Raw genomic sequence first — 15,972 nt, 5'->3', positions numbered from 1 at the left:
TAAAAGGAGTTTGCTGCAATGCCCACAACACCAAGTACCCGATTAATTTTAGAGACTTTACTCCCCCATCTCAAAGTAGCAGCAGCTTATGCTAATTTTCTGCAACCAAAAATTGCTGCACTTCCCGCCAAAGAACAAGCAAACAACTTTTTTAGTGCTGCACTTACTGATGCGGATGTGGCTATTCAAAATTTGGTAGAAGTAGTATTATTGGGAACTTTCCCAGAGATTCGCTTTTATGGTGAAGAATATGAAAGTTCTAATAATACCAAGTATTTTCGCGCTATCGAACTCGGTTCAGAAGGTGATTACTTAGTAACACTTGACCCAATCGATGGCACAAAATTTTACATGGATGGACATTCTAATTACCAAATTATTCTCAGTATTCTAAATTATGATGAATTTGAAGCAGTAATTGCCATTTCTCCTGCCCAAAACATTTATTTTTACGCGCTTCGAGGTGAAGGTGCTTTTAAAGGGACGCTGGAGATGAGTTTAGAAGCCTGTGCCCCATTACATATTACATCCGCTAAACCTGCTATTTTGTTGGGATGGGGAATGAATGCGATCGCACCTTCACTAAAAGATCGATATAAATTAATCGATATAGCGACTGATTACTCTAGTGATATTCAAATTCCCAATTTCAATGGTATTCTCAGTGGTGATTTGAGTGGAGCAGTCATAAAATCGGGTAAATTTCTTGATAGTGCTGCACTGGCTTTTATTGCGAAAGAGGCTGGCTGGATTGTGACTACTCTGGACGGTTCGACTCTACCGCCACTGCATACTTGTAAAAACTATAGTCTGCCTGGATTGATCGTAGCTGCCTCAAAATCTGTTCATCAAGACTTATTATCAGCGATGCAAAGTGTAGCTGTTTGAGGTATAGCAAGGGACTGGGGACTGGGGACTGGGGACTGGATGAAAAGTCTTTTTGTGTCTAAGTTTCATGATCTTTTGATGTCCTAACCACCTTGACTGTTGAGGTAAAAGCAACTAGATACCGTCTTCTACGACTCATATTCTTTTGACAAAATGAAAATCTGTATTGTTGGCGCGGGTGCGATTGGTGGATATTTAGGGGCAAAACTGGCACTTGCAGGTGAAGCAGTGACGTTGATTGCGCGTGGTTCTCATTTGGAAGCGATTCAAAAAAATGGGCTGAAGTTACTCATGGCAGACGGTTCTAGCCAAATTGCTACTCCGATGGCAACTAGTGATATTAAGGAAGCAGGGCCACAAGATGTAGTAATTTTAACTGTTAAGGCTCACAGTGTAGCTGCGATCGCACCTTCTCTTCCTGCACTCTACAATCCTGACACAATGGTGGTGACAGCCCAAAATGGCGTTCCTTGGTGGTACTTTCGCAAGTATGGCGGTGAGTATGAAGGTACGCGGATTCAATCTGTTGATCCAGATGGGATTATTGAAACTAGTATCGGGGCTGAACGTGCCATTGGTTGTGTTGTTTACCCGGCAACTGAGATAATCGAACCAGGTGTAATTAAACATATTGAAGGCGATCGCTTTACTCTTGGTGAAATCGATGGGAGTAAAAGCGATCGCATCCAATTATTAGCACAGGCTTTAAAACAAGCAGGATTCAAAGCACCAATTCGCAATCAAATTCGCACGGAAATTTGGATCAAGTTGTGGGGAAATGTGGCGTTTAATCCCATCAGTGCTTTGACTGGTGCTACTTTGGAGGATATTTGCCGTTATCCCCTCACCCGCGAACTAGCGCGGCTTATGATGAGTGAAACTCAAGCGATCGCAGAAAATCTAGGTATAAAGTTTGGCATCACTTTAGAACAGCGAATTAATGGGGCAGAAAATGTTGGTGCCCATAAAACCTCAATGTTACAAGATATTGAAGCCGGACGCGCTACGGAGATAGATGCTATTGTTGGCGCGGTAGCAGAATTGGGAAAATTTACTCAAATTCCCACACCTTATATTGATGCTATTTATGCCAGCGTTAAGCTGCTGGAAGCTACCAAAGTAGGAATTTTTCAACGTGGGTAAAAATTTTGGTTAAAAAATTTCTCTTTACTCTGCGTCTCTGTGGTTAAAAAAAGAATTTATTAACCGCAGAGGCACAGAGAACGCAGAGAGAAAAGATTACGAGTCACCTTGAAGGTGTTAGTCCTATACTTATCAAGTCCATGAAGAAAAAAAAAGGATGGCTATTAACAATACTGGTTGTAGCAGCAGTAGGAATCAGCATCATCACAGGACATAGCAATTCTCTAAAAGCTGCCTCACCTTTAGGTAAAGACACGCTGACGATGATTACTTCCCCAGATTATCCTCCTTATGAGTTTTATGATACGAAAGGAGGCGATCGCCAAATCGTTGGCTTTGATATAGATATTGCCAAAACCCTTGCTGAAAAACTTGGGTTTAAACTTCAAATAATGGAATCCGATTTTAATGGGTTAATTCCTGCACTCCAAGCAAATCGCGCTGATTTTGTAATGGCTGGGATGACTCCGACTCCAGAACGTCAGAAAAATATTGATTTTTCAATTATTTATTACGAAGCTAAAGATACAATTGTCGCTCCTAAAGGTAGCAATCTGAAACAGCCCCAAGATTTATCAGGCAAAAAGGTTGGGGTACAACTAGGAACAATACAAGAACAAAATGCCCAGAAAATTGCAAAAAAAGTTGCGGGTATTCAGCTAAAGCAACTCAACAGAGTGCCGGAAGTAGTTCAAGAAATCAAATCTGGGCGAATTGATGCAGCAATTGTTGAGGATACTGTCGCTAAGGGATTCGCCCAAGCTAACCCAGATTTAGAATTTAATGTTATTCCCTCAGAGGAAGCAAGTGGATCTGCGATCGCTTTTCCCAAAGGTTCTTCTTTTGTAGAACCGTTTAACAAAGTCCTTCAACAAATGAAGAACGATGGCACGTTGAATAAACTTGTAGCCAAATGGTTTTCAGAGAATACTACTGCCACTCCAGCATCCTCAACTCCTGCCAAAGGCGGATTGAATCTCGACTTCACCCGAATTCTTCCCGACATTCCCTTTATTCTTCGGGGAATCCCTTTAACTTTGTTGTTCACGCTATTATCTGTATCCTTGGGGTTAATCTGGGGAACAATCCTGTCTCTATTAAAAATTCTCGGCATCAAGCCGCTTACCTGGATTGCTAATGCCTACACCTCTGTTTTTCGAGGCACACCTTTGCTATTACAATTGGCGTTGGTTTACTATGCAACACCCCAACTTACAGGTTATGACATTTCCGCATTGCAAGCTGGGGTATTAACTTTTACTTTAAATTCTGGCGCTTATATGTCAGAAACCATTAGAGGTGGAATTCAGGCGGTGGATAAAGGACAAAGTGAAGCGGCGATGTCTATGGGTGTTCCCTATTGGTTGATGATGTGGGATGTGATTTTGCCCCAAGCATTAAAAAACATTCTCCCCGCATTGGTAAATGAAACTATCGGACTGCTTAAAGATTCCGCGCTGGTGTCAACTATTGGCGTAGTGGAAATATTACGCAGCGCCCAAATCGTTGGTGCAAATAAGTATATTTATTTTGAACCACTGTTATTTGCAGGGTTAATCTACTATGTTTTAGTAATGGGCATGACCTTGGGTGCATCGGCTTTAGAAAGGAGGTTACGACAAAGTGAGTAATGTAGTAATTCGCACGGAATTCTTATGTAAATCCTTTGGCAAACTCGACGTACTCAAAGATATTTCTACTGAGTTTTATCAAGGGGAAGTGGTTGCAATACTAGGCCCTTCTGGTTCAGGGAAGTCTACCTTTCTGCGATGCATAAACTTGTTAGAACAACCCACTAGAGGAAGAATCTACTTTAACGAGCAAGAAATTACCAATCCCAAGGCAAACATCGCTAAGGTGCGCCAGCATTTGGTGATGGTATTTCAACATTTTAATTTGTTTCCCCACATGAATTTGCTGCAAAATGTCACCTACGCACCGATAAAGGTGAAAGGATTAAACAAGCAAAAAGCAGAACAACATGGCTTAGAATTGCTTGCTAAGGTAGGTTTAGAAGAAAAAGTGTCTGTCTATCCATCCAAACTATCGGGGGGACAGAAACAGCGAGTAGCGATCGCGCGGGCATTAGCAATGGAACCTGAGATGATTTTGTTTGATGAACCCACCTCTGCATTAGATCCCGAAATGGTTAAGGATGTGTTGGAAGTAATGAAAGATTTAGCGCTATCTGGGATGACAATGGCGATCGTTACCCATGAAATGGGCTTTGCAAAAGAAGTCGCCAATCGGATTATGTTCCTCGACCAGGGAAGTTTAGCAGAAGATGCTACCCCTAACGAGTTTTTTCAAAATCCCAAGTGCGATCGCGCCAAGCAGTTCTTGGAAAAAATGCTTTAGAACAATTGAAATTCGCCGCTTTTTTTGTATTCTTGAAACTTTTCTAAAACGGGGCGATCGTTTGGCATTAATGCAGGTAAGTCAGTCAAATCAAAAAATTCCAGCGCCTTTGAAATCACTTCGTTTTTGCAACAAAACGCGCCCCAAGTTATTTTCAATAATCACAAGTACGCCAAATAATAGAAGTAAGCGATCGCCTACAACTTGTCGTAACTTGCCGAGATAGGAGTCTGACCAATTCGCCATAATCTTAGATAAATTATAAAGGTAGCAAATAGCATCTAAATTTACTTCAGTGTTTGTACATCTGGATAATAAGAAAAATAGTCGGTAATGTTTGCGATCGCTATCTTCAGTACCAACCAATCAAGCATAGTAGTTACTATATGAACTTCTGCCTATTTATCATTGATATTCAAAATGGATTTATCACTCAAAATACAAGCCATATTCCCCAAAGGGTTAAATCCTTATTAGAGCAGAACTTATTTGAACACGTCATCTTCACAAAATTTATAAATACGCCTAACAGTCCTTATGTCAAATATTTGAATTGGCACAATCTCATATCAACCGTTGAGCAAAAAATTGTGGACGAAATTGAACCATTTGCCCAAGTAACTTTTGATAAAACTATATACACTGCTTGTAACGAGGAGACACTTAATTTCCTAAATAACAATAATATCCAAAAAGTATTTATTTGTGGTTTGGATACCGATTCTTGTGTTTTAAAAACTGCTATTGATTTTTTTGAGAACAATATTATCCCTTATATTTTAGAATATTACTCAGCATCAACGGGAGGTGATAAACTTCACCAAGCTGGTCTTTTAGTATTAAGTCAGATGATTGGGGTAAATAATATTTTAACTAAGCCTCTAGATAGGCATAATCTAAATAAATACTTACAGATAATGTAATAATTCTATCTGATTTATGAATATAATTTTAGAAAAACTAGCTTTTAGCCTCAGTATATTTTCAAAAATCAAATTGGAATTTTATAGGTTCAACCCACATTCCGCAGGTACGAGCTTTATAAAGAAAATCTAAAGGTAGCAAATAGCGATCGCCTGAAAACAGGATAATGCAGCTAGCTGAACTGTCAAATCCTTCCCACTCAACCTAAAACTATGGCATCTACACCTAAAATCCTCGCCTTTGCTGGCAGTACCCGGATTGAGTCTTACAACAAAAAATTGGTAAAAATAGCGGCGGCTGGCGCTAGAGCAGCAGGCGCAGAAGTGACTTATCTAGACCTCCGCGATTTGCCTCTACCTCTGTTTGATGAAGATTTGGAAGCTCAAGAAGGACTACCAGCCAACGCCCGCACTTTAAAGGATTTGCTGATTTCTCATCAAGGATTGCTGATTGCTTCGCCGGAATACAACAGTTCACTCACAGCAGTTTTAAAGAATGCCATCGATTGGGCATCCCGTCCAGCCCCAAATGAAGCGCCATTGGCGGCTTTTGCAGGTAAAGTTGCTAGTATCATGAGCGCTTCTCCAGGCGCTCTTGGTGGTTTGCGGGGGTTGGTTCACCTGCGGTCTATTTTGGGAAACATCAAAGTTTTGGTACTACCCGATCAAATTGCAGTAACCAAAGCTTACGAAGCCTTTAACGCCGATGGCACTTTAAAAGATCCGAAACAACAAGAATCTATTGAAAAGTTAGGCGATGGCTTAACAAAAATATTACTGAAGCTCAATTAGGGACTTCCAAATAAAAAACTATTCCAAAACTGACAAAAAAATCCTCTTTATCTCTCCTCTCTCTGTGTTCTCTGCGTCTCTGTGGTTCGTTTTTTGGGATAATTTATTCCTTGGAAATCCCTTAAGTTGTTTAATTTGATAGTAGATAACGAATACCTATCATTAATACAAAGATACCATACAGCTTTTTCATCAACTCGCTGCTTATAAACGGCTGATTTGCAAACAATGCTCCGAAGAAGTTACCCACGATTAAACCAATTGCAATAATCAGAGCATATTTGATATTAAGATTACCGTTGCGATGGTAAACCAAGGCTGCTAAAATCCCAATTGGCAAAATTTGAGCAGCCACAGAAGTCCCTGTAGCTAATTTCTGATCTAAACCAATTACTAATACCATTGCCGGAATCATAATTGCGCCGCCACCGATACCAAACATCCCACCTGCAACACCGGAAACTAAACCGATTAACAATAGTTGAATCAAGATATTAGACATAAAAAATAGTCGCTAAATTATAAATTAATTTTCTTGTCAAAAATTGACTTAGGTAGCATCCCATGTATACCTTTGTGGGGACTATTCACAACTTGAGTGATGTGAAAATTTACAGCTAAACTACACAATACATAAGCATCTTCTGGCGACAAATTTGCAAAGCGTTCTAGAAAATCAATCATATTTTTCAAAGCTAATTCTAAGGCTTCATCTAAGGTTTGAGCAAACCCCATTGTAATAATATGAGTTGGAGTTTCGGCAATTGGTGTTGTCAGTTGTAAATCCTTGCGAAGTTTGAGGGTAATTCTACCATTCATGGAAGTTTCAATGGCGGTGACATTTACTTCACCATCTCCCTGTGCAGAATGCCCATCACCAATTGAAAATAATGCACCTGGTACGAAAATTGGCAAAAATAAACGAGAACCAGCAAGTAATTCTCGATTGTCGATATTACCGCCGTAAGAACCTGGCGGGACAGAAGTTCGAGAGCTTTCTGGAGTAGCGACACCAAGAATTCCAAAAAACGGTTTGAGTGGAATTTTTATGCCAGCCTCCGCCGGAAATTCAGCTATATTGTTGACTAAATCTAGAGGGATGAATCTCAAAGCAGGTTGAGAAAACTGATGTGGTAAAGCTCCCCAACCTGTACGAATGGCATTAAAGCCAACGGGTAAACTAGGTGCGATCGCATCTAATTGTACTTCTAAAACATCCCCTGGTTCGGCATCGCGCACATAAATTGGCCCCGTGAGTAAATGCGGCCCGCCAGCAATCTTGCGTTCTGGTAGAAGATTTTGGCAGATGTCGAGAAATTCTGGTGTGACAAACTCAGGTGGTGCTTTGTCATAAACATAGTAACCAGTATAAGTTTCTACATCAACCGTATCGCCAGAGTCAATAATCAATGCTGGTTCTAATAGATGGGAGAAACCACCCAGATGTACGGTTTCTTTTGATGCTTTTAAAATATGGTGAATCATCACTGTTTTGTTTTTAATCACCGAAAGGTTGAAAGAATTAGTCCGTCTCTCCTGCTTGTCGGAGTGCAACAGCGATGACTGTTCCACTCAGTCGAATTCCTCTGTTTATCATACGCTCAATAGCTTGCCGCATTAATACAGGATATCCTTCCTGTTTAGCACGTAATAAAATGCCAATAGAACCTGTAAGCGTAAGACCACTTAATCTAGCAATCCGTCTGCCAACAGTCTCATCAATACATACAGTTTGAATACTTTCATTTAAAGCTAATTGAATTACAGATGCTTCGCCTAAATCCAACGAGTTGAGCAAAAGAGGTGAAATATTAAGTGGAGTTGGCCATTTTTGTAGCCAGGTTGCTGCCTCAAATTCTGCAACTGCAAACCCGCTTGCACCTCCAGCAAGCAATTCCTGACAAACTTCAAAAGGAACTAGTACTTGTGTGTATAACTGCAATACGTCTAAATCACCAAGAGCCGCTACTAGACTAATTATTGGAGCAGTATTAATGACGATGCTCTCAGTTTTAGGCATTTTCTAAATCAGCAAGAAGTTCATCTTCTGTTAAATCAATCATAGCCACTCCATAATGATGCAAATTCAGCAAAAAAGAAACTCGATCTGTATCTACTAGTGCAGCTGCCATACCAGAAGATAGGCGTTTCATTTCAAACAGTTTTACTGCCATTGCCCATTTAGCTTCTTGTTCAAATTGTTCCCGTGTCTGTTGTAAGGCATCTGGAAGTGTCTCTGGGTAGTTAATTCTGATTTGCAATGACATAGGCGAAATTATTCTTTCGTAATGTAACTTTTCCCTTACTCTACATTGTTAAGTAGTGAATCATCATACTCTCGATCGTGAAAGTTTTTCAACTTCTGTCAAGCTTCAGATGAAAGGATGCCTACTAGTACTCATAGCAAATCTTCTAAACCTTCAGGAACCCGATAAAGTTTAATATCTTCTGTAATTAGCTTTTGTTGTCTATTGAGTGTACCAAATTTCCAGTCATCTCCATTAGTAACTGCGCCAAATAAAATTGATGATTGTTGATCTAGAGTCCGATCCAGAGCTATTAATTCTACTGCTAGCTGTGTAAACCCTCTTCTAATATCTGATTGCTTTGCTTCAATTACCAATAAAGAGTTAGATTTATGTAAATAATAATCTAAAGTACCTTTAAGCTTTTCATCCACATTAATTGGATATTCACTATATAGTTGAGCTTTTGTTTGATCGCAAATCTCAGCCAGGATAGGAGCAATCATAAATTCTCTGATTGATATCTCAGCCGTCGGGTTAAAAAGCTTTATATTGCGCTGTAAGTAATTTTGTAAAAATCCTAAATAACTAACCTCAGCAAAGTATCTTGGTAATTCTAGTTCTGTGCGAGCGTAACTGTACTCAAATTCTGCTACTACATCTATTGTTGGGTTAGGCAACAAAAAGTATTGACTAAAAGTGTAACTTTGATCGGGTTTTAAAATTCTATATTTACTCATGATTTCATCGTGAATGAACTATACCGGAGATATTACGAATTAAAATTAATAATTGATATGATTATCTCAAAATTTGCTAAACTTCAACTTCGGGGATAGCAAATACAAACAATTTGAGCAGGGAATTTGGAGGGGGTTGCAGAGTGGCTGATGATGAACGTATAGTCAATTCACAACGGATACATCCCAAAGACTTTTCATGGAGATTATGGCCTGTTCTGCCACTCTACCCTTATGGCAGGCGGCAAACAATCCGTAAAGAAGTGGTTAAGGACACAATCTGGAATTTTGACCAGATTCAGGGCATTTTCTACGTTGTTGTGCCGATTCGGATGACTGTTGTTAAGCTCGAAACTGGAGGTCTTCTTATCTATGCGCCTGTTGCACCAACTCCAGAGTGCATCCGGCTTGTGAATGAGTTGGTGGCGGAACATGGTAATGTTTTGTATATTATTCTGCCGACTATCTCCGGTATAGAACACAAGGTTTTTGTCGGCCCCTTTGCTAGATACTTTCCAACTGCACAGGTGTTTGTGGCTCCCCATCAGTGGAGTTTTCCGCTAAATCTGCCCCTTAGCTGGCTTGGTTTACCCTCAAAACGGACTCAGGTACTCCCTGAAGATAGTAGCAAAACACCCTTTGCTGACGAGTTTGATTATGCAATGCTGGGCCCCATCGAGCTTGGCCCTGGTCGGTTTGCAGAAGTTGCTTTTTTTCACAAGCGATCGCATACTCTTTTAGTAACAGATTCTGTACTTTCGCTCCCAGAAGATCCACCTGCGATCGTTTTATTAGATCCATATCCCCTACTATTCCATGCCAAGGATCGGGCTTCTGATATTGTTGCAGACATTGAGATAAATCGCCGTAAAGGTTGGCAGCGCATCTGTTTGTTTGCTTTGTACTTTCAACCAAGCGCACTAGATATACCTCAATGGAGTCAGGTGTTGCAAGATGCCTTGAAAGCCCCAGAACGCTCAAGGAAAGCTTACTTTGGATTGTACCCCTTTACATGGCATCCCCATTGGCTGCGATCGTTTGATACTCTGCGAGGTGATGGGCGGTTGTTTGTCGCCCCAATTTTACAAACGCTGATTCTCAACCGCGCACCCCAAGAAACCATTGACTGGGCTGAGAAAGTTGCAAGCTGGGACTTCCAGTGGATTATTCCCTGTCACTTTGATTCACCAATTAAAGCCGAACCGCATCAGTTTCGCCAAGCTTTCTCTTTTTTGGAAAAACAGTCTGCTGTTAATGGGGGTTTGTTGAGTAGATATCTCTTACCAGAAGAAGATTTTAAACTACTTAAAGAAATCGATACAGGTTTAAATAAGTTTGGTATTGTGCCAGCAGCAAAGGAGAAAGTGTAGGAGGTACAATATAACGTTCGGGAGCATCCCAAAATATTCCAAAACTGACGCAAAAATCCTCTTAATCTCTCCTCTCTCTGTGTTGCGCCAGGTGCTACAAACTCCTCCACCCCCGCAACGCACTGGCGACTCTATTGTCTGAAGTGGTTCGTTTTTTGGGATAATTTATTCCTTGGAAATCCCTTATTTGACCCGCTACAGAAAAATGATGTACTGATTGCTGCCATTACTAGTGTTGAAGTTGTCGCTGCAATTACACAGCGATCGCGTGGTGGAAGTATCATTGCTACAGATGCGATCGCAGTATGTAATCATTTCAAAAGCGATCTCCGGTCTGAATACCAAGTTATCGAAATCACACAGAGCATCATCAACTCTGCAATGGTATTAGCTGAAGCATACGGGTTACGAGGTTATGATGCAGTTCAGTTAGGGGCTGGTCGTGCGGTAAATGCCCTTTGCATAGCTAACAGTTTACCTCTGGTGATTTGTATCTGCTGATTCCGAATTGAATGCAGCCGCCGCAAGCGAAGGTCTACTTGTTGAAAACCCCAATAACTACCCTTAACGTTTGATTCCCTTAAATCGTTCTTGCGCCGCCTGAAATGCTTCTTGCATTACTAACTGAATTCTTTGGGGATCGGGTTTTTTCCCTCCCATTAAATCACCAAAGTAAACGCAGGCTGCTTCCCCTAACGCCCAGGTGTAGGCGGCGGCCCAAGAGGCTGCGATCGCACTCCCAAAACCTGGTATAAATTTAATTAACTCCCGTGCAATGGCTTGTGCTACAAAACCACCTGCGATCGCACTCACAACACCCCCCGCCTGTGATGGTGTAATTGTCTGTCCATATAATTTACCCAACAGACCCACCATTGATACTTGCAAAGCGGTGAGTACAGGCATTGTGGCAAAGGGCAAAGGTACAGCCGCAAGGGTGGCAGACATAATCGCAAATGGCAAAATATAACGGCGTGCAGCATCTCGATAAAGATTACCAAGTTGTTTCCCAGTTTCTTCTCGATCTAATAGCTGATAAATCGCCTGTGCTTCTGCTTGTGGGAGTACTTCTGCCAAGGAATCTCTAAGTGCTTCTAAGCCATAAAATACCGGATTATAGCCATCTTCTTCTAAGGTAAAGTCAATGAGTACCGAGCGCTCAGTTATCCCTACGAAGGCTTGCTGCATTGCGGCGAATGCGCGGTTGATTTCCTCATAATCTGGCGGATAGGCAGGATGATCGACGATATCGGCAGGATAAACCTCATGCAAGCAGGTAACTACTAGCAAGCAGGGAATATTTGGATACTTCTGGCGCAACTGTTGAGCAATTTGTCGGAGTGTGTCAGTTGCAAAATCATTGATTTTGACCGTCAACAGGAGGATTCTGGCGGAACGAGTTTCCTTTTGTAAATCGCTAACTAACTCCTGAATGATTAATCCAGTATCTTGGTTGACATCACCTAGTCCCACCGTATCAGTAAAAACTAGTAAAGGCAGGTCATTGGAAGGATAGGCATAGCGCTGGGTGTGTTGTGTGTGGGGACGAAATCCTTGACCAATAATCTCAGGAGAAACTCCTGTCAATCCCCGGACAATGGAACTTTTTCCAGCTTGAGGTTTACCAATCAGCAGTGCTTCTGTGGTTGGCAATTCGGCTCGGATTTTCTCTAAAATCTCTGCAACTTGAGTTTCGCTCACACTAAACCATTCAACAACTGTCTGTGCCACTTGTTCTACGGGTAGCAGTTGGGTTAGATGTGTTGTTGCTTTGTTCCAGACACCACCAAGACGGTTTGTCCAAGAATTATCAACCGACTTGGTAGTTGCTCCATCAGTCGGTTTACTCAATTTCTGAGAATCAGTTAACGGCAAGTCAGCATCACGTTGCTCAGTCATTTCCATCCAAACGTAGAAAACCCTCTCACTAATCTTATAGTGATTATCAAATGGATAACTAGTACCGTTAGTAGTGTTATGAGCCTGGGCGATCGCGTTTTTTGATTACCTTTACCGTCTTGGCTTCTTACTCTACCCATATTTTATATAATACACTGACTCAAAAGTATTTATCATCACAGATCGTCAACCATGAGTGAGAGAGATGTTATTCTAATGTTCGGCTTGCTTTCCTTAATCAACATAACCAGAGAATTGCAGACAATGTGGTGCTGTTGTTAAAACAAAGTTAATGCATTCATTTTTTTGAGGTACAAGTTATGAATATCACACTCAAGTCAGAAATAGAGCAATTTATTCAAGCGCAAATTGCAAGTGGTAGATTTGCTAGTGCAGAGGATGTGATAAATGAAGCTTTTAAGTTGCTTCAAGAAAGAGAACAGCGAATTGAAGAATTACGCCAAAAAATTGCAGTGGGAACTAAACAAATCGCTAATCGGCAATTAACTGATGGTGAAGTTGTTTTCGCTAGATTTCAAGAAAAAATCCGCAAAATTGCTGAGGAGTCTGAAGAATGAGTAGTTATTCATTTTCAGATGAGGCAATTCAAGATTTAGATGAAATTTGTGAATATATTGCTCGCAGTAACCCAAAAGCAGCCAGTAAGCTTTTTGATGATATTCGTAATAAGTGTAAATTAGTAGCAGGTTTTCCTAGTATGGGGAAAAGTTACGGAAAAATTGTAGCAAATTTGCGCGGTTTTGTTGTAGATGATTACATTATATTTTACTATCCCAGCGAGGATGGAATTCTTGTGAATCGTGTTTTCAATGGTTATAGAGATTTAGAATCTTTGTTTGAAGATGAGGAATAAATTTTTGACTTTGCTCCTTGGATGTTTACCTATATCATTTTGGTTCAATCAAATTGACGATCGCTTTCACCAATACATCTGGATCTACTGGTTTAGAAATATGCATTTGAAATCCGGCTGCTAGTGCTTGCTGCTGATTCATTTCACCAGCATAGGCTGTCAGAGCGATCGCTGGTACGCGTCCTCCTTGTTGGGGCGATCGCGATCGCACTTCCCGCATCAGCATATAACCATCTGTCTTGGGCATTCCAATATCACTAATTAAAATGTCTGGTATCGACTCAGACAGCGCTTGTAATGCCTCTTGTGCTGACGATACGGCGGTTACTTCTACACCGTAGTCTTGCAAAATGAAGCTCACTAAGTCGCGGATATCTGGTTCATCATCCACCACTAAAACTTGAGTGTTTGAAAGGAGTGAAGATTCCGGTTCACAATCTAAATACTCATTCTCTTGCCACCGAACCTGTTCGCTTCTCACCAAAAGCGGTAACTCAACACTGAAGGTTGCACCTAATCCTTCTCCAAGACTTTCGGCTTGAACTTTTCCTCCATGCATTTCTACCACCTTCCGCACGATCGCTAATCCTAAACCTAGTCCACCAAATGTCCGTGTAGTTGTGCCATCAGCTTGGCGAAAGTAATCAAAGACATAAGGCAAAAAGTCTGGGCTAATTCCCTTACCTGTATCCCTGACTTGAATTTGAATCTGATTACCAGCTTCCATGAGTCTAATTTCTACCCATCCTCCTGCTGGTGTAAATTTTACCGCATTGGAAAGCAGGTTCCACATAACTTGCTGGAGGCGATTGGGATCGCCCATAACTTGCCCTAAATTGGGATCAAAGATGGTCTGAATTTGAATTGAATTGGCTTCTGCTGCCAGTCGTACCGTTTCTAGTGCTGCTTCAACTACCATTACCAAGCTCACTGGACATATATTCAAGTTTAATTTCCCTTGGAGGATGCGAGACACATCCAACAAATCTTCAATTAGCTGGGTTTGTAACTTGGCGTTGCGTTCAATGGTTTCCAAGGCGCGACTAGTGGTGTGTTCATCAAACTTGCGAGTCCGCAACATTTTCGACCATCCCAGAACGGAGTTTAGCGGAGTTCGCAGTTCATGGGAGAGAACCGCTAAAAATTCATCTTTAATTGTGTTGGCGATCTCTGCTTGTTGGCGTGCTGTTCTTTCGCATTCGAGGAGGCGATCGCATTCTTTTTCAGCCAATTTGCGATCGGTAATATCTAGGACAAAAGCAACACCGTTGTGTTGGGAATCATGCAGAAAAGCTATCCCCAAAACAATTGGTACTCGCTTACCGTTGCGGTGGATGAACTCTTTCTCGTAAATTTTGGAAACTCCAGTAGTTTGCACCTCCAAGAGGGCGCGATCGTCTAAATGCTGATAATCAAGAGGAGTGAGTTCTTGCCAATTAATTCTACCTAAAGTAGCCAACTCGTCACGAGTGTAACCAGCTAATTGAAGAAAAGCATCATTAGCATCAATCACAAAACCATCCACATTCCAAAAAGCGACCCCCATTAGGTTAGACTCAAACAAACGCCGAAATCGCCCTTCACTTTCACGTAATAATTTTTCTGCCCGTTTGTGTTCAGTAATATCACGAGAAACAGTAATTACGCCTTCAATACTTTGGTCGAAATTCCGTAATGCGGTAAGAATGTATTCATAATAATGCACTCCATCAGGAGTTACATATTTACACTCATCTTTGATTGGCTGCCCAGTTTTCATCACAGCTTGTCGTTGATTATCTACATGTTGTGCAAGGTCTGTAGGTAAATCCAGTTCTTGCAAAGTTTTTCCAATAATATCCTGGGGTTGAAAACCTAATATAGTAGCAGCATCACGACTGACATACTGATAGCAACCTTTGCGATTAAAGATGTAAATATGATCGACAGAGGCGGTGAGGATGGCATTTAAAATATTTGCCTGTTCTTGAACTTGTGTCGTTAGTTCACGAGTACTTTCTTCTGCCTGTTTGCACACAGTCGTTTCCATACAAACACCGATCATCCGTACCGCTTGCCCGCCATCGTTATAGATAAATTTTCCCTTAGCAGAAATCCAATGTACACTTTGGTCTGACCGAACTATCCGAAATTCATCATTGTAGTCCGTTTTTTGTGCCAATGCGTGGCCGATCCCTTGCATTACAGATTGCTTATCTTCAGAATAAACGCACTTTTGAAACGTCTCATAAGGGCCATCCAAACTACTTGGAATTAAACCAAAAAGCATCTCATAATTTTCCGACCAGGTGACTTGATTGGTAATAATGTTCCAATCCCACAAGCCCATCTGAGAAACTTCTAAAGCTAACTTTAGCCGTTCTTCACTCTCTTTGAAAATTATTTCCAGTTGCTGCCGCTCTGCAATTTCTTGTTGGAGTTGCTGTAAAGTCTCCACCACGTTTTGTGGCACATTCAAGCCTGTGGATTTTTCCGGTTCAAGATGGAATTCAATGTCATCATCTACCACTGGATTCTGGGAATTTTGTGCAGCTATTGCTAGTTGAGTTCTTGTTTTTGTTAATTGCTCCTCAAGTGCTGCTTGCCTTTGCTGATAAAATATTTCTGATTGCTCTAACTCAGCTACACGCTGCCGCAAAACCGCTAATTCATCAGTAAATATAGAGTTAATTTTATCAACATTTGGCATTTGCATACACTGCCTATAACTAGATAATATAGACTTGAAGAGTAGGAATC

17 protein-coding genes are annotated in these 15,972 nt (G+C 41.0%); 9 read left to right on the top strand and 8 right to left on the bottom strand.

Annotation, left to right across the window (positions count from 1 at the left end; genetic code table 11):
- The first annotated feature begins 18 nt into the window (after positions 1 to 18).
- The 4 genes from V7K42_RS01465 (at position 19) to V7K42_RS01450 (ending at position 4,389) form a co-directional block, all read left to right on the top strand.
- Positions 19 to 888, top strand: coding sequence for an inositol monophosphatase family protein (locus V7K42_RS01465; protein ID WP_334912859.1), 870 nt, complete (start codon positions 19 to 21; stop codon positions 886 to 888).
- A gap of 153 nt (positions 889 to 1,041) precedes the next feature.
- Complete coding sequence (locus V7K42_RS01460; RefSeq protein WP_334912857.1) at positions 1,042 to 2,031, top strand: 2-dehydropantoate 2-reductase; 990 nt, start codon at positions 1,042 to 1,044, stop codon at positions 2,029 to 2,031.
- Positions 2,032 to 2,171: 140 nt separating this feature from the next.
- Positions 2,172 to 3,662, top strand: coding sequence for an ABC transporter permease subunit (locus V7K42_RS01455; protein WP_334912855.1), 1,491 nt, complete (start codon positions 2,172 to 2,174; stop codon positions 3,660 to 3,662).
- Positions 3,655 to 4,389: an amino acid ABC transporter ATP-binding protein gene (locus V7K42_RS01450; RefSeq protein WP_334912853.1), complete on the top strand. Its 735-nt coding sequence runs from the start codon at positions 3,655 to 3,657 to the stop codon at positions 4,387 to 4,389. The genes V7K42_RS01455 and V7K42_RS01450 overlap by 8 nt, the downstream gene beginning before the upstream one ends.
- Before the next feature lie 90 nt (positions 4,390 to 4,479).
- On the opposite strand, the gene V7K42_RS01445 is transcribed toward V7K42_RS01450, so the two are convergent.
- Positions 4,480 to 4,635 (bottom strand): hypothetical protein, encoded by a 156-nt coding sequence (locus V7K42_RS01445; protein WP_334912851.1) that lies wholly within the window; start codon positions 4,633 to 4,635, stop codon positions 4,480 to 4,482.
- Between the two features lie 140 nt (positions 4,636 to 4,775).
- Here V7K42_RS01445 and V7K42_RS01440 point away from each other — a divergent pair, with 140 nt between their 5' ends.
- Positions 4,776 to 5,312, top strand: a complete 537-nt coding sequence (locus V7K42_RS01440; RefSeq protein ID WP_334912849.1) for an isochorismatase family cysteine hydrolase — start codon at positions 4,776 to 4,778, stop codon at positions 5,310 to 5,312.
- A 213-nt stretch (positions 5,313 to 5,525) separates the two neighbouring features.
- Positions 5,526 to 6,104: an NADPH-dependent FMN reductase gene (locus tag V7K42_RS01435; RefSeq protein ID WP_334912847.1), complete on the top strand. Its 579-nt coding sequence runs from the start codon at positions 5,526 to 5,528 to the stop codon at positions 6,102 to 6,104.
- Between the two features lie 130 nt (positions 6,105 to 6,234).
- On the opposite strand, the gene V7K42_RS01430 is transcribed toward V7K42_RS01435, so the two are convergent.
- The 5 genes from V7K42_RS01430 to V7K42_RS01410 all read right to left on the bottom strand — a co-directional run bounded on the left by V7K42_RS01430 (position 6,235) and on the right by V7K42_RS01410 (position 9,090).
- Complete coding sequence (locus tag V7K42_RS01430) at positions 6,235 to 6,606, bottom strand: sulfite exporter TauE/SafE family protein (protein WP_334912845.1); 372 nt, start codon at positions 6,604 to 6,606, stop codon at positions 6,235 to 6,237.
- Positions 6,607 to 6,623: 17 nt separating this feature from the next.
- Positions 6,624 to 7,589, bottom strand: a complete 966-nt coding sequence (locus V7K42_RS01425; protein WP_334912890.1) for an acetamidase/formamidase family protein — start codon at positions 7,587 to 7,589, stop codon at positions 6,624 to 6,626.
- Positions 7,590 to 7,626: 37 nt separating this feature from the next.
- Positions 7,627 to 8,124: a DUF3368 domain-containing protein gene (locus V7K42_RS01420; RefSeq protein WP_334912843.1), complete on the bottom strand. Its 498-nt coding sequence runs from the start codon at positions 8,122 to 8,124 to the stop codon at positions 7,627 to 7,629.
- Positions 8,117 to 8,371, bottom strand: a complete 255-nt coding sequence (locus tag V7K42_RS01415; protein WP_334892271.1) for a UPF0175 family protein — start codon at positions 8,369 to 8,371, stop codon at positions 8,117 to 8,119. Before V7K42_RS01415 ends, V7K42_RS01420 begins: the two co-directional genes overlap by 8 nt.
- Before the next feature lie 131 nt (positions 8,372 to 8,502).
- Complete coding sequence (locus V7K42_RS01410; protein WP_334912841.1) at positions 8,503 to 9,090, bottom strand: hypothetical protein; 588 nt, start codon at positions 9,088 to 9,090, stop codon at positions 8,503 to 8,505.
- 143 nt (positions 9,091 to 9,233) lie between these two features.
- Between V7K42_RS01410 and V7K42_RS01405 the strand changes: the two genes are divergently transcribed.
- Positions 9,234 to 10,460, top strand: coding sequence for a DUF4336 domain-containing protein (locus V7K42_RS01405; protein WP_334912839.1), 1,227 nt, complete (start codon positions 9,234 to 9,236; stop codon positions 10,458 to 10,460).
- Between the two features lie 564 nt (positions 10,461 to 11,024).
- On the opposite strand, the gene V7K42_RS01400 is transcribed toward V7K42_RS01405, so the two are convergent.
- The gene (locus tag V7K42_RS01400) at positions 11,025 to 12,359 is read right to left on the bottom strand and encodes a GTPase family protein (RefSeq protein ID WP_334912837.1); all 1,335 of its coding nucleotides are present in this window, start codon (positions 12,357 to 12,359) and stop codon (positions 11,025 to 11,027) included.
- 320 nt (positions 12,360 to 12,679) lie between these two features.
- On the opposite strand from V7K42_RS01400, the gene V7K42_RS01395 reads away from it, so the two are divergent.
- Positions 12,680 to 12,937 carry a type II toxin-antitoxin system ParD family antitoxin gene (locus tag V7K42_RS01395; protein WP_334912835.1) on the top strand — a complete coding sequence of 86 codons (258 nt, stop codon included), beginning with the start codon at positions 12,680 to 12,682 and terminating at the stop codon, positions 12,935 to 12,937.
- Complete coding sequence (locus tag V7K42_RS01390) at positions 12,934 to 13,233, top strand: type II toxin-antitoxin system RelE/ParE family toxin (protein WP_334912833.1); 300 nt, start codon at positions 12,934 to 12,936, stop codon at positions 13,231 to 13,233. Before V7K42_RS01395 ends, V7K42_RS01390 begins: the two co-directional genes overlap by 4 nt.
- A 34-nt stretch (positions 13,234 to 13,267) precedes the next feature.
- On the opposite strand, the gene V7K42_RS01385 is transcribed toward V7K42_RS01390, so the two are convergent.
- The gene (locus V7K42_RS01385) at positions 13,268 to 15,922 is read right to left on the bottom strand and encodes a PAS domain-containing hybrid sensor histidine kinase/response regulator (protein WP_334912831.1); all 2,655 of its coding nucleotides are present in this window, start codon (positions 15,920 to 15,922) and stop codon (positions 13,268 to 13,270) included.
- Positions 15,923 to 15,972 lie beyond the last annotated feature (50 nt).

The sequence above is a fragment of the Nostoc sp. genome, assembly GCF_036917455.1.
Classification (GTDB): Bacteria; Cyanobacteriota; Cyanobacteriia; order Cyanobacteriales; family Nostocaceae; genus Nostoc.
The sequence above is the reverse complement of the archived record's forward strand: the minus strand, read 5'-3'. Positions and strand labels throughout refer to the sequence as shown.